We start from the raw sequence: 14,173 nt of genomic DNA on the forward strand, positions 1-14,173 counted from the left end.
CCTGCATCGTAGTGGCCGGGTGGCCGGCCGGGTTCGATCTCCGCCGCGGCGTCAGCCCTGCGCAGCGTGGGTACTAGTGTTTTGACTGGAATATTGCGTAGATCCCGCGGCCCCTGCGGTCGCCCGGCCGAGGAAGGTCGCTCCCTGTGACCAGTACCGCCCAGATTTCCGAGCTCACCGCCGCGCACGTCCCCGACGATTGGTCCGAGCTGGACAAGCGGGCCGTCGACACCGCAAGGGTGCTCGCCGCCGATTCCGTCCAGAAGGTCGGCAACGGGCATCCCGGTACCGCGATGAGTCTCGCGCCCCTGGCCTACACCCTCTTCCAGAAGGTGATGAAGCACGACCCGGCCGACCCGGACTGGACCGGGCGCGACCGTTTCGTGCTCTCCTGCGGCCACACCAGCCTGACCCTGTACATCCAGCTGTACCTGGCCGGGTTCGGGCTGGAACTCGTCGACCTCGAAGCGCTGCGGACCTGGGGCTCGCTGACCCCGGGGCATCCCGAGGTGCATCACACCAAAGGTGTCGAGATCACCACCGGGCCACTGGGCCAGGGCCTGGCATCCGCCGTCGGGATGGCGATGGCCTCGCGTCGGGAGCGCGGACTGTTCGACCCCGCCGCCGCCCCCGGCCAGAGCCCGTTCGACCACTACATCTACGTCATCTCCTCCGACGGTGACATCGAGGAGGGCGTCAGCTCCGAGGCGTCTTCCATCGCCGGACGCCAGCAGCTCGGCAACCTCATCGTGTTCTACGACCACAACCAGATCTCCATCGAGGACGACACGAACATCGCCCTGTCCGAGGACGTCGCGGCCCGCTACGAGGCCTACGGCTGGCACGTCCAGAAGGTCGAGGGCGGCGAGAACGTCAGCGGCATCCTGGCGGCGATCGAGAACGCCAAGGCGGTCACCGACCGGCCCTCCTTCATCCAGCTCCACACGGTGATCGGGTTCCCGGCGCCGAACAAGATGAACACCGGCAAGATCCACGGTTCGGCCCTGGGGGCCGACGAGGTTGCCGCCGTCAAGACCATTTTGGGCTTCGACCCGGACAAGTCCTTCGAGGTCGACGACACGGTGATCAAGCACACCCGGCTGGCCCTGGACCGCGGGGCGGAGACGAAAGCCAAGTGGCAGAGGGGTTTCGACGAGTGGGCCGCGGCCAACCCTGATCACAAGGCCCTGTTCGACCGGCTCGTCGCACGCGCCCTTCCGGACGGCTGGAAGGACTCGCTCCCGAGCTGGCCGGTCGACCCCAAGGGCATCGCCACCCGCGCGGCGTCCGGCGCGGTGCTCACCGGCATCGCCGACGTCCTGCCCGAGTTGTGGGGCGGCTCCGCCGATCTGGCCGAGTCCAACAACACCACGATGAAGGGCGCCGACTCCTTCGGACCGTCGGCCGCGGCCACCGGCGAGTGGAAGGCCCAGCCGTACGGCCGGACCCTGCACTTCGGGATCCGCGAGCACGCGATGGGAGCGATCCTCTCCGGCATCGCGCTGCACGGACCCACCCGGCCCTACGGCGGGACGTTCATGCAGTTCTCCGACTACATGCGTGGCGCCGTCCGTCTCGCGGCCGTGATGGGTGCGCCCGTCACCTACGTCTGGACACACGACTCCATCGGGCTCGGTGAGGACGGACCGACCCATCAGCCGGTCGAGCACCTCGCCGCCCTGCGCGCGATTCCCGGGCTCGCCATCCTCCGCCCCGCGGACGCCAACGAGACGGCCTTCGGGTGGCAGGCGATCCTGGAGAAGCAGAGCACCTGGAACACCGGACCGGTCGGCCTCGCCCTGACCCGGCAGAACGTCCCGACCCTGGCCGGTACGAGCGCCGAGGGCGTCGCCAAGGGCGGTTACGTCCTGGCCGACGCGGACGGCGATCTGAAGGTGATCATCATCGCCTCGGGTTCCGAGGTCCAGATCGCCCTGGCCGCGCGCGCGACGCTGCACGCCGAAGGCATCGGCACCCGGGTGGTCTCCATGCCGTGCCTGGACTGGTTCGAGGCGCAGGACCAGGCCTACATCGAGCGTGTCCTGCCGAAGGCCGTCACGGCGCGGGTGTCGGTGGAAGCCGCCATCGCCCAGCCGTGGTGGCGCTGGATCGGCAGCCAGGGCCGGCCGGTCTCGCTCGAGCACTACGGCGCCTCCGCCGACGCCGCAACCCTCTACCGCGAGTTCGGGATCACCCCGGAGGCCACGGTCGCGGCCGCCAAGGAGTCACTGGCCGCGGCGAACACACCCGACACCGTCTCGCACGGCACCACGTCCCTCGAGGACGCCGGCGTCGATCTCGATTCCAAGTAGTCGACCCGATGTCGCGCGCAAGCGTGACGTTCCCCGCCACATCCAAGAAAGAAGCTGAGAATCATGTCCGATCCACTCGCTGATCTCTCCGCCGCCGGTGTCTCCCTCTGGCTGGACGATCTGTCCCGCCAGCGTCTGCACGGCGGCAACCTGGCCGAGCTGATCACCACCAAGCACATCGTCGGCGTGACCACCAACCCGTCGATCTTCGCCGCAGCACTGGCCAACGGCGAGTCCTACCAGGAACAGGCCACCGAGCTTGCCTCGCGCGGTACGGGCGTCGACGACGCGGTGCGGGCGATGACGACCGACGACGTCCGCGACGCCTGCGACCTGTTCGCGGGGCTGTACCAGTCCACCGGCGGCGCAGACGGCCGGGTGTCGATCGAGGTCGAGCCGGGCCTGGCGCACGACACCGGAGGGACCGTGGCGCAGGCCAAGGAGCTGTACAAGATCGTCGACCGGCCCAACGTGCTGATCAAGATCCCGGCCACCCTGGCCGGCCTGCCGGCGATCACCCAGACGCTGGCCGAGGGCATCAGCGTCAACGTGACGCTGATCTTCTCGCTGGAGCGCTACGAGGGCGTCATCGATGCGTTCGTCGCGGGACTCGAGCAGGCCAGGGCCAACGGGCACGACCTGTCGCGGATCCACTCCGTCGCCTCGTTCTTCGTCTCCCGGGTGGACACCGAGATCGATGCCCGCCTGGCCAAGATCGGTTCGCCGGAGGCGGCCTCGCTCAAGGGCAAGGCCGCCATCGCCAACGCCCGGCTGGCGTACCAGCTCTTCGAGCAGAAGTTCGCCGGAGAGCGGTGGGAGGCACTGGCGGCCGCCGGTGCGAACGCCCAGCGACCGCTGTGGGCCTCCACCGGCGTCAAGGACCCGAGCTACGACGACACCCAGTACGTGGTCGAGCTCGTCGCACCCCACACGGTGAACACCGCTCCGGAGAAGACCATCGACGCGGTCGCCGACCACGGCGTCATCCGGGGCAACACCATCGAGGGCACCTACGGCGCCGCGTCGTCCACGTTCAGCGCACTGGAGGCGGTGGGCGTGGACCTGAAGGACGTCTTCGACGTGCTCGAGACCGAGGGTGTCGACAAGTTCGTCAAGTCCTGGGAAGAGCTGCAGGCCACCGTCGCCAAGGCCCTGGCGGGCTGAGCCCACCTGACCGGCCGGCGATGCACGCGCGTCGTCGGCCGGTCGGGGGCGACAGCGGAACCACTGTCGCTGAAACACCCTGGTCGCCCACCCCGTCGGCGCACCCTGCCCGCCCACCCCGCGTTCGCCCACCGAGGTGGGTTCTCTTCCGGGAAGGAAACCCGTCACCCCATGACGAGCAGCTACGTCAACCCGCTCCGCGATCCCCGGGACAAGAGACTCCCGCGCATCGCCGGACCGTCCGGGATCGTCATCTTCGGGGTCACCGGCGACCTCTCGCGCAAGAAGCTGATGCCGGCCATCTACGACCTGGCCAACCGCGGTCTGCTGCCGCCCGGCTTCGCCCTGGTCGGCTTCGCCCGACGCGACTGGGCCAACGAGGATTTCGCCCAGGTCGTCCACGACTCGGTGCGGCAGTACGCGCGGACACCGTTCTCCGAAGAGGTCTGGCGCCATCTCGCCGAGGGTTTCCGCTTCGTCTCCGGCACGTTCGACGACGACGATGCGTTCGACGCGCTCGCGGCGACCCTCGCCGACCTCGACCGGGTCCGCGGGACCGGCGGCAACCACGCGTTCTACTTCTCCATCCCGCCGGGGGCCTTCCCCACCGTCCTGCAGCAACTGCGCCGATCGGGGATGGCCGACCCGCACGGCGACGAATGGCGACGCGTCGTCATCGAGAAGCCGTTCGGTCACGACCTGACCTCGGCGCAGGAGCTCAACCAGCTCGTCAACGAGGTGTTCCCGACGGAGGCCGTCTTCCGGATCGACCACTACCTGGGCAAGGAGACGGTGCAGAACCTGCTCGCACTGCGCTTCGCAAACCAGCTGTACGAGCCGATCTGGAATTCCAACTACGTCGACCACGTGCAGATCACCATGGCCGAGGACATCGGCGTCGGCGGTCGGGCCGGCTACTACGACGGCATCGGCGCGGCACGGGATGTCATCCAGAACCACCTGATCCAACTGCTCGCCCTCACGGCGATGGAGGAGCCGGTGTCCTTCTCCCCCAAGCAACTTCGCACCGAGAAGATCAAGGTGCTGTCGGCCGTGCGGCTCCCGGACGACCTGTCGCAGGGCAGCGCACGCGGTCAGTACGCCAGTGGTTGGCAGGGCGGCAGCAAGGTCGCCGGGTACCTGGAGGAGGACGGGATCTCTCCGACCTCCAGCACCGAGACCTACGCCGCCGTCAAGCTTCTCGTGGACACCCGGCGCTGGGCCGGGGTGCCGTTCTATCTGCGGACCGGTAAACGCCTCGGCAAACGCGTCACCGAGATCGCCGTGATCTTCAAACGCGCACCGCACCTTCCGTTCTCGCACACCGACACCGAGGCGCTGGGTGCCAACGCACTGGTCATCCGGGTGCAGCCGGACGAGGGCGTGACGATCCGGTTCGGTTCCAAGGTGCCAGGTCCGGTGATGGAGGTCCGGGACGTCAGCATGGACTTCTCCTACGGACAGTCGTTCACCGAGGCGTCCCCGGAGGCCTACGAGCGGCTGATCCTGGACGTCCTGCTGGGCGAGCCCTCGCTGTTCCCGCAGGACGAGGAGGTCGAGCTCTCCTGGGAGATCCTGGACCCGATCGAGAAGTACTGGTCGCGTTCGGCGGCGCAGCCGGAGCCCTACTCCTCTGGGACGTGGGGACCGGCTTCCGCAGACGCCATGATGGCCCGCGACGGTCGGACCTGGCGACGCCCGTGACCTTCTCCACCGCGCCATCCCTGCAAGAGAAAGGCGGCCGGCATTGATCATCGACCTGCCATCCACCACCTCGTCGGCCATCAACAAGAAGATGATCGACATGCGCGAGAAGGGTGGTGCGAACGCCCAGGGCCGGGTGCTGACCCTGGTCATCATCACCGACGAGGACTCGTCAGAGGACCCGATCGCGGCCGCCAACGGCGCCTCCTTCGAGCACCCCTGCCGGGTGATCGTGGTGGCCCGCGGCTCGCGCCGCGGCGCCGCCCGGCTGGACGCCCAGATCCGGGTCGGCGGTGATGCCGGCGCCAGCGAGGTGATCGTGCTGCGTCTGTACGGGTCGCTCGCCGATCACGGCGCCGCCGTGGTGATCCCGTTGCTGCTGGCCGACGCGCCGGTGGTGGCGTGGTGGCCGGGCGAGTCGCCGGAGATCCCCGCCGACGACCCGATCGGCACCCTCGCCCAGCGCCGCATCACCGATTCGGCCGCCGGCCGGCGGCCGATCGCCGCATTGGCAGGACGCCGCCTGACCTACCAGCCGGGCGACACCGACCTGGCCTGGACCCGCCTGACCAACTGGCGCGGGTTGCTGGCCGCGGCCCTCGACCAGCCGCCGCACGAGCGGATCACCGAGGCCACCGTGGCCGGGGCCTCGGACTCGGCTTCCGCCGACCTGCTGGCCGGATGGCTAGCGCTGCAACTGAAGTGCCCGGTGAAACGGATCAAGGTGGATCGGGCCGGCAGTGGTCTGCGCGCGGTCACCCTGATCCGTCGGTCGGGTGAGATCAGCCTGGTCCGTCCGGAGGGCGTCACCGCGACGCTGTCCGTCACCAACCAGGCCCCGCGCCAGCTGACCCTCCCCCGCCGCATCCTGCGGGACTGCATCGCCGAGGAACTCCGGCGTCTGGATGCCGACGAGGTCTACTCCGAGGTGCTGTCCAAGGGCCTGGACCTGGTTGCCAGGCATGCCGCAGCCGAGGCGGCGACGGTGACCAGGGCGCCGGCCACGGTGCGGGCGCGGCCTGCGGTGCGCAAGGCCGCGGCCGCTGCCGGGATCACCGCGCCGGCGTCGAAGGGCACGGTGGCGAAGCCGTCGTCCGGAAGAGCGCCGGTCGCGCGGCCGGCCGCCTCGAGGTCGGTGTCCGAAGCGACCTCGACGCCGGATCCGGTGTTGGAGGGCGGGACGGTGGCGCCGCCCGCCGAACCGACGACAGCTGCAGTCCGCAAGGGTGCCGCGGTCGGGAAGACGGCGGCCGTCGAGAAGGGCGCGGCCGTCCGGAAGACCGCGGCCGTCCGGAAGACCGCGGCCGTCCGGAAGACGGCGATCACGCGGAAGGGATCGACCGCGCAGACCACAGGGACCACGAAGACGGCCGGGAAGACGACCGGCAAGCAGCCGGACCCGGCGGCCGCTCCGGCGCGGGCACCGAGCAGCCGCACCAAGGTGCCGGCAGCCACCAAGCCCGCCAGGCCGGCCAAGGCCGTCAAGTGAGCGGGGCCGAGGTGATCGTGCACTCGGATGGCGACCAGTTGGCCTCCGCCACCGGCGCGCGACTGGCCGCCAAGCTGATCGAGCTGCAGGCGGCCGGCCGGATCCCGCGGATCGGGTTGACAGGCGGTGGTTCCGGCATCGGTCTGCTGGCCGCTCTGAACACCTCGCCGGCCAGGGCCGCGATCGACTGGCAGCGCGTGGAACTGTTCTGGGGGGACGAACGTTTCATCGCCCTCGACGATCCGGAGCGGAACGAGAAGCAGGCTCGCGACGCGCTTCTGGACCACGTCCCGCTCGACCCGGGCAGGGTGCACGCGATGGCCGCCTCCGACGGCGAATTCGGTGACGACGTCGACCGCGCCGCGGCCGCCTACGCCGCCGTTCTCGGTGAGGGCGTCACCTTCGACGTGATGATGCTCGGGATGGGGCCCGAAGGTCACGTCGCGTCGATCTTCCCGGACTCCCCCGCGGTCCTGGAGACGGCACGCACCGTGGTCGCGGTCCGCGACTGCCCGAAACCGCCGCCGACCCGCATCTCGCTGACCCTCCCGACCATCCGGAGTGCTGACGAGGTGTGGATCATCACGGGAGGGGACGGCAAGGCCGAGGCGGTGGAACGCGCCTTGGGCGGCGCCGCCGAGGCGGATCTCCCGGTGGCCGGTGCGGTGGGTCGATTGCGCACACTGTTCTTGCTGGACAAGGGATCTGCGAGCCGACTACCCGCGGGCACCGTCAGGATCGACGCGTCCTGAGGACAGCCGCCGGACCCGGCTGCCGGTCCTCACGTGACGGAGCAGACACTCCGGAGCGCGAGGCGGCGCGCCGGGGAACTGAAATGCTGGAGCCGCAGATGCACCGCTGCTCGAAGTCGTGTCAGGGTGATCGCTCGAGCGGTCACCACCATCCGGTCCTCAAGGAGGAGAACCAGTCATGAGCAAGACCCCAGTCAAGATCACCGTCACCGGTGGTGCCGGTCAGATCGGTTACGCATTGTTGTTCCGGATCGCATCCGGCGCGATGCTCGGCCCCGACACCCCGGTCAAGCTGAGCCTGCTGGAGATCACTCCCGCACTGAAGGCCGCCGAGGGCACCGCGATGGAGCTGGACGACTGCGCGTTCCCGTTGCTGGCCGGCGTCGAGATCACCGACAGTGCCAAGACGGCGTTCGACGGCACCTCGATCGCCCTGCTGGTGGGGGCCCGGCCTCGTGGTCCGGGCATGGAGCGCAGCGACCTCCTCGCCGCCAACGGCGGCATCTTCAAACCCCAGGGCGAGGCCCTCAACGCAGGCGCCGCCGACGACATCAAGGTGCTGGTGGTCGGCAATCCCGCCAACACCAACTCCCTGATCGCGCGTTCGCACGCCCCGGACATCCCGGCCGAGCGCTTCTCCGCGATGATGCGGCTCGACCACAACCGTGCGGTGTCCCAGGTGGCCACCAAGCTGGGGGTCTCGGTCGACGACGTCACCAAGATGACGATCTGGGGCAACCATTCGGTGACCCAGTACCCGGACCTCTTCCACGCGATGGTCGGCGGCAGGCCGGTCGCCGAGCAGGTGGAGCAGGCCTGGATGGAGGAGACCTTCATCCCGACCGTCGCCAAGCGCGGCGCCGCCATCATCGCTGCTCGCAACGGTGCGTCCTCCGCGGCCTCGGCCGCCAATGCGGCGGTGGAACACGTCCACACCTGGGTGCACGGCACCCCGGCCGACGACTGGACCAGTGCCGGTGTGCCGTCCGACGGTTCCTACGGTGTTCCCGAGGGTCTGATGGCCGGGTTCCCGGTCACCGCCGAGGACGGCGCCTGGAAGATCGTCCAGGGCCTGGAGTTCGACGCGTTCTCCCGTGGGCGCATCGACAAGTCGATCGCCGAGCTCGTCGAGGAGCGCGACGCCGTCAAGGGTCTCGGCCTGATCTGATCCGCCCGGGCACCCAGGGGGCATGCATCAGCGCCCGGCGCATGCTGCATGGATCAACATCCTCCATTTGGGACTGGAGTGACAGGAGTCGTCACTTTCGTCCATGCGTGCGAAGTTGATCCATGCCGGGGAGGGGGCAGGTGGGGAGGGGTCAGGGCTGGAGGCCTTGGCGCAACAACTCGAAGCCCTGCTCCAGATCGACGAGCGGGGTCCAGCTCAATGCTTCACGGGTCCGGCGCTGGTCGAACCAGTGGGCGGTGCCGAGTTGCTCGGCGAGGAACCTGGTCATCGGCGGTCGACCGGTACGACCCGTCAGCCGCCAGAGGCTCTCGACGGCCGCCCCGGCCCCGACGGCGAGGCCGAGTGGCAACCGACCGCGGGGGCCCGCCACACCGGCGGCCCTGCACACCCGCCGGATGATCTCGCCGACCGGCCGCGGCTCCCCGTTCGTCACGACGAACGACTGGCCGTGCACCGGGCCGCAGGCGTCGACGGCGGCCAACAGGGCGCCGACCGCGTTGTCGACGTAGGTGGTGTCCACCAACGCCGTCCCGTCGCCGATCAACGGCAGCCGGCCGGCCCGTGCCCGCTCGATGACGGGCTGGACGAGTTGGCTGTCCGCAGCGCCCCACACCAGGTGCGGACGGATGCACAGGACGGCAAGATCCGGCCGGTCGGCGGCCAGCGCCAGTTCCTCGGCCATCGCCTTCGAGCGCGCGTAGTCACCCCGGGCGGCCCCGGGATCGGCGGGACCGGCGCCGACCCCGATCAGCGCGTGCCCCGCATGGGCCACCGACGGGGACGAGACGTTGACCAGTCGGCCCACCCCCTCGGCGCGGCAGGCCTCCACCACGCAGGCCGTGCCTTCCACGTTGGTCCGCCGGAAGTCGGCCCAACGTCCGAAGACGTCGACCTTGGCCGCCGCGTGCACCACCACGTCCTGTCCCCGCGCCGCTCGACGCACCACGTCGAGATCTGCGATGTCGCCGAGCACCTCGCGAAGACCCAGACGGGCCGGGCGGCGCTGCAGCACCGTGACGTCGTCGCCGCGGGCGGCGAGAGCCTGCGCGGTGGCACCGCCCATCATGCCGCCGGCGCCGGTCAGCAGGACCCTCATCCGCCGGCCAGCACCCGACTCGCCCAGGCGGCGACCGCAGTGCGATCGATCTTGGAGTTGTGGCGGATGTCCAGCGGTAGGGCCTTCGTCACCAGCACGGCGGCGATCCGGGTACCGGACGCAGATCGCACCGTGTCGGTCAGCGCCGCCGGGGCCAACGGACCGCCCCCACCGGTGACGACGACCACCACCTGCTGGATCCCGGCCGGGCCGACCCCCACGGTGGCGACTCCGCGATCGTCCTCGGGCGCCAACGCCTTGAGGCGGGACTCGACCCGCTGCTCGATGCCGACCGGCGTCACGGGGCCGTCAGCGGTGCTGATGACGTGCTCGAGCCGCCCCTGGATCCACAGACGCCCGTCGTCGTCGAGATACCCGACGTCCCCGGTTCGATGCCACCCGGGATGCGCTGCGGCGGCCCGGTTCTGCAACCACAGGGTGTCGTAGCGGTCACGCAGGTGCGGTGCCAGCGCCCAGACCTCTCCGCTGATCCCCGGCCCCCCGGAGAATCGGCCGGATGGCGTGCCGTCCGGCCCCAATGGCGCGATCTGCAGCTCCACACCCGGCAACGCACGGCCGACGCACACGCCGTCGCCGTGACCGGCCGCTTCGATCTGGGCGAGCGAGATATCGGTCAGTGGAAAGGCTTCCGTCATCCCGTACGGGGTGTGCATCGAGGCGGAGGGCATCAGCGCGCCCAGTTCCCGCAGCAGATGGGGAGGTATCGGGGCGCCGAAACTGGCCAGCAGGCGGATGCGGCCCAGCGCCGTTCGGTGCGCCGCCGTCAACGCTCCAGCGGTGGACAGCACGTTGCGCAGGGCGGCGGGCGACGCGAACACGACGGTGGCCCCCACCGCGACGGCCGCGTCCGCAAGGGCGGCCGCGGTCAGGGTGCTCGGTTTGGTGACGTCGACATCCGGTACTGCGGAACGGATTCCGAGCGCGGGGCCGAACAGCGCGAACGGAGCGAAGGCGGCCACCAGCCGATCGGCGGACGTCAACGCGTAGGCCTTGGTCACCAGGTCCAACTGGGCCCGGACCTGGCGCTGCCGGTAGAGCACGCCCTTGGCCGGACCGGTAGCACCCGAGGTGAACAGCACGGCCGCCTCGTCGCCGGGAGCCGACTCCGCCGGAACGTCGAGCCCGGCACCGGAGCGACCGAGCCCGGGCAGGCAGAATTCCACGCCGGTCCGCGCCATCATCGCGGTGGACATGTCCCGGACCGCGATTCGAGCACCCGGCAGCCGCATCGGACGGGACGCCACCAGTCCTGCGCGATCGGCGATCAGGAAGTCGATCCGGGCACTGCGCAGTGCCCGTCCCATGCCCCGGAGGCCGAGCCCGCGATCGGCCACCACGATCACGCCGCCCGCGCGCCAGACGGCGTAGAGCGCCACGGTCAGCTCGATGGACGGCGGCACCAGCAGCGCCACCCTGACGCCCGGACCGATACCGGCCGCCGCCATGCCGGCGCCGATGGAAGACACCCGCGCGTGCAGCTGGGCCCAGGAGATGCTCGCGCCACCCACCTCGTCGACTGCGACCCCGAGGTCACCCGCACGCTCGTCCAGGGCGGCCAACGCCGAGACACCGGCTGCGGCAGCATCTCCCGGCGCACCACCGAACGCCGCACCACCGAACGCCGCGCCACCCACGGCCGACGCACCGGTCACAGCGCCGTCGGTCAGGGCGGATTCCTCCGGGGCGGACACCGACGCGAGCTGCCCGACCCAGTCGAGCACGGCATCTGCATGACCGGGCGCATCCTCGGGCACCAGATGGCTGGCCTTCTCGAAGCGGTGCAGCACGGACTGCGGCAGGCGCTCCTGGATGTCACGCAGGAAGATCTCGCCGAAGACCGGATCACGTGGACCCCAGAGAAGCAACGCGGGGACGTCCATCGCGGGCATGGCCGAGGCGATGGCCTCGACGGCCTGGTGGCTCGGATGCTCAGCGGCAAAAGGGATGTCGAGTACGAAGTCGGCGACGGCAGCGCGTCGGGCGCGGGTGCCGTAAGGCGCGGCGAAGGCGTCCCGCACCGCCTCGGGAAGGCGTGGCCAGGTCAGCGACGTGGTCGTCCGGACGAACAGCGGCGTCCAGTGGCAGGCCAGCCGGTTGAGCCAGCGGACGTGGGCCATCCGGATCAGCACCGGGCCACGGGAGGTCTCCGGCAGATGCACCGCCGTATTGGTCAGCACGATGCCGCGCAGCTGTGCGCGGTGGAGCTGGGCCCAGCCCAGGGAGATGATCCCGCCCCAGTCGTGCGCAACGGTCACCACCGGACCGGTGATGGACATCGCCGCGGTCAGGCGTCCGAGGTCCTGGATCCGCTGCGCCAGCACGCGCGGCCGATCGATTCTCTCGGAGTAGCCCATGCCCAGATGATCCGGGGCGACCACCCGCCACTGCGCCGGCGCGGCCGCCAGCAGACGGCGCCACAGGTAGCTCCAGGTCGGATTTCCGTGCACGCAGAGCAGGGTGAGTTCCGGTTCGTCCTCGGGAGCGCGATCCGCCCAGGAATCCAGGACGTGGAAGGTTCGTTGGACGCCATCCTGGTCAGCCGCCGACACCAGTCGCGACCAGGACGGATCGAGACCCGGGAGTCCCGGCGGCGGCTTCGACGCAGACTCGGAGAACCGCCGATTCACCAGAGGATCTCGGAGAGGGAGGCGTTGAGCCCCGACCCGATCCCCATCAGCAGCACGCGTTCACCCTCGGCCAGTTCACCGCTGATCCCGGCAAGGGTGAACGGGATGGCGGCGGGCCCCAGGTTGCCCCGGGTCGGGAAGGTGATCGGGATCTTCTCCGGGTCCAGATCCAGCAGTTTGCTGATGGCCTTGGTGTGCACGTTGCTGACCTGGTGCATGACGTAGCGGTCCATCCCGCGATCCCAGCCGAAGTCGGCGGCGGACTCCGTCCAGAGGCTCTTGGTCAGCGCCAACCCGGCGTTCATCAGGCCGGCACTGTCGGTACGCATGTCGTCCATGTCGCCCACGCAGAGCTGATTGTGTTCCGTGCTCGCCCGGGTCGCCCCGCCCAGGAATCGATGACCTTCGGGATGCGCGTCGCTGCGTCCGAGCACCATGGCCGCCGCGCCGGACCCGAGAGTCAGCGAGGCGAACTGGCTGAAGACCTGCTTCGCGTCCCCGCCGCCGTGGTGCAGGCGGGCGATGGTCGCTTCGTGGATCTCCTGCGCATCCTCGCCGTTGACGACCAGCGCGTAGTCGATCTGGCCGTTTTCCAGCATCGCCGCGGCCAGCTGCATGCCGTTGACGAAACCCAGACAGGCGTTGGTGACGTCGAGGTTCATGCAGGAGGTCGGCAGGTTCAGCGCATGGTGCACACCGGCCGCCGTGGACGGTTCCAGGTGGGCGCGGCTCACCGAGGTGTTGATCATCAGACCGATGTCCCGCGGCTGGATGCCGGCCTCTGCCATCGCCTTCGCCCCGGCCATCGCGGCGCCGTCGGCAAAGGAGGTCCCGCGATCCCACCATCGACGTTCGGAGATGCCGGCCAGCCGCTCGAACATGCCCGCCCGCAGACCTACCCGCTGGTAGACCGCGCTCAGGCGCTCGTCGATCTCCGCCGAGGTGATGACTCTTGGCGCCTCGATGGCACAGACGGAGAGCACCGACGTGTTGCCGAACCGGTGAATGGCATTGCGGCCCATGGAAACCCTTCTCGCGGCTGCACACCAGCCGATCCGCTACCCGCGAACGATCCTGTGCGTCATCTGTCCCCACCGATACCGAGAGCTCATGACAGCGGGCGGCGAACACAAGTGGGCTAGCTTCTCAATTTACCCGTAACCCTCGACACGGAACGTCAATGCGATGTGATGTATCTATCGCAGCGCACCTGCAGACCGAACGCCCACCTGACCTCGTCCGAGCTGCACGCGGGAGACGAGACGGCGGTCAGAAGCCCTCCAGACCGGCCTCGTCCGTCAGGAAGGATCGAATCCGGGACGCCACCTGGTCGCTGTCGGGTTTGGCGTCGACCCGGGCCAGGCAGTCGATGATCTCGGCCTCGAGGGCACTGCGACGATCGGCGTCGGCCTCGGCCTCGAGCCACTGCTCCCGGTACTCGCAGTACTCGTCCTCCAGCGCGGGAAGGGTCTGCACCGGACGGGAGGTCCTCTCCTGCTCCACGGCCGCGTCGTACCAGTCCGTGTACTGCTTCCGGAGTTCGTCGATCTTGGCCGTGCTGGCCTGCTGGTCACCGTGGGGCAGACCGTGCACGTCGGACGCCAGACCGTGCAGCTGTTCCAGAAGCCCCTCCAGTTCGGAGGCCGTCAGGGCCTGGCCGTCACGCTGACGCTCGGAGAACTCGTGCAGCTTTGCGCCCATCGTCTCCGGTTCCATCAGGCCTCCTCTTGGCTGGTGACCGGTCACCACCCGTCTGTCTACTCCCTCGGTGCCGCTCCCCCCTTTCCGAAACGATGCAAGACGGAGAGCCGGCTGCATA

The 14,173-nt window shown here is 69.7% G+C and carries 10 protein-coding genes; 6 read left to right on the top strand and 4 right to left on the bottom strand.

Annotated elements, in window-relative coordinates; translation table 11 throughout:
• Window positions 1-146 precede the first annotated feature (146 nt).
• The 6 genes from tkt (at window position 147) to H7F38_RS17560 (ending at window position 8,589) form a co-directional block, all read left to right on the top strand.
• Complete coding sequence (tkt, locus tag H7F38_RS17535) at window positions 147-2,312, top strand: transketolase (RefSeq protein WP_187091035.1); 2,166 nt, start codon at window positions 147-149, stop codon at window positions 2,310-2,312.
• 63 nt (window positions 2,313-2,375) lie between these two features.
• Window positions 2,376-3,476, top strand: coding sequence for a transaldolase (gene tal, locus H7F38_RS17540; RefSeq protein WP_187091036.1), 1,101 nt, complete (start codon window positions 2,376-2,378; stop codon window positions 3,474-3,476).
• Window positions 3,477-3,647: 171 nt separating this feature from the next.
• A complete protein-coding gene (gene zwf, locus H7F38_RS17545) occupies window positions 3,648-5,180 on the top strand; it encodes a glucose-6-phosphate dehydrogenase (protein WP_187091037.1) in 1,533 nt (510 codons plus the stop codon).
• 43 nt (window positions 5,181-5,223) lie between these two features.
• Entirely contained in the window at window positions 5,224-6,669 is a 1,446-nt protein-coding gene (locus H7F38_RS17550; RefSeq protein WP_187091038.1) for a glucose-6-phosphate dehydrogenase assembly protein OpcA, read from the top strand.
• The gene (gene pgl, locus H7F38_RS17555) at window positions 6,666-7,421 is read left to right on the top strand and encodes a 6-phosphogluconolactonase (RefSeq protein ID WP_187091039.1); all 756 of its coding nucleotides are present in this window, start codon (window positions 6,666-6,668) and stop codon (window positions 7,419-7,421) included. Before H7F38_RS17550 ends, pgl begins: the two co-directional genes overlap by 4 nt.
• A 178-nt stretch (window positions 7,422-7,599) precedes the next feature.
• Complete coding sequence (locus H7F38_RS17560; RefSeq protein ID WP_187091040.1) at window positions 7,600-8,589, top strand: malate dehydrogenase; 990 nt, start codon at window positions 7,600-7,602, stop codon at window positions 8,587-8,589.
• A gap of 151 nt (window positions 8,590-8,740) precedes the next feature.
• On the opposite strand, the gene H7F38_RS17565 is transcribed toward H7F38_RS17560, so the two are convergent.
• From H7F38_RS17565 to H7F38_RS17580, 4 genes are all read right to left on the bottom strand, one after another.
• Window positions 8,741-9,706 (bottom strand): NAD(P)-dependent oxidoreductase, encoded by a 966-nt coding sequence (locus H7F38_RS17565; RefSeq protein WP_187091041.1) that lies wholly within the window; start codon window positions 9,704-9,706, stop codon window positions 8,741-8,743.
• The gene (locus H7F38_RS17570) at window positions 9,703-12,354 is read right to left on the bottom strand and encodes an alpha/beta fold hydrolase (protein WP_187091042.1); all 2,652 of its coding nucleotides are present in this window, start codon (window positions 12,352-12,354) and stop codon (window positions 9,703-9,705) included. The genes H7F38_RS17565 and H7F38_RS17570 overlap by 4 nt, the downstream gene beginning before the upstream one ends.
• Window positions 12,351-13,376 carry a 3-oxoacyl-ACP synthase III gene (locus H7F38_RS17575; protein ID WP_187091043.1) on the bottom strand — a complete coding sequence of 342 codons (1,026 nt, stop codon included), beginning with the start codon at window positions 13,374-13,376 and terminating at the stop codon, window positions 12,351-12,353. Before H7F38_RS17575 ends, H7F38_RS17570 begins: the two co-directional genes overlap by 4 nt.
• 247 nt (window positions 13,377-13,623) lie before the next feature.
• The gene (locus H7F38_RS17580; RefSeq protein ID WP_187091044.1) at window positions 13,624-14,070 is read right to left on the bottom strand and encodes a hypothetical protein; all 447 of its coding nucleotides are present in this window, start codon (window positions 14,068-14,070) and stop codon (window positions 13,624-13,626) included.
• Between the last annotated feature and the right edge of the window lie 103 nt (window positions 14,071-14,173).

It is taken from the genome of Nakamurella sp. PAMC28650, assembly GCF_014303395.1.
Lineage (GTDB): Bacteria > Actinomycetota > Actinomycetes > Mycobacteriales > Nakamurellaceae > Nakamurella.

Coding starts and splice junctions, on each gene's coding strand:
- tal (WP_187091036.1), top strand. CDS start 2,376: ATGTCCGATCCACTCGCTGATCTCTCCGCCGCCGGTGTCTCCCTCTGG.
- zwf (WP_187091037.1), top strand. CDS start 3,648: ATGACGAGCAGCTACGTCAACCCGCTCCGCGATCCCCGGGACAAGAGA.
- H7F38_RS17560 (WP_187091040.1), top strand. CDS start 7,600: ATGAGCAAGACCCCAGTCAAGATCACCGTCACCGGTGGTGCCGGTCAG.
- H7F38_RS17565 (WP_187091041.1), bottom strand. CDS start 9,706: ATGAGGGTCCTGCTGACCGGCGCCGGCGGCATGATGGGCGGTGCCACC.
- H7F38_RS17575 (WP_187091043.1), bottom strand. CDS start 13,376: ATGGGCCGCAATGCCATTCACCGGTTCGGCAACACGTCGGTGCTCTCC.
- H7F38_RS17580 (WP_187091044.1), bottom strand. CDS start 14,070: ATGGAACCGGAGACGATGGGCGCAAAGCTGCACGAGTTCTCCGAGCGT.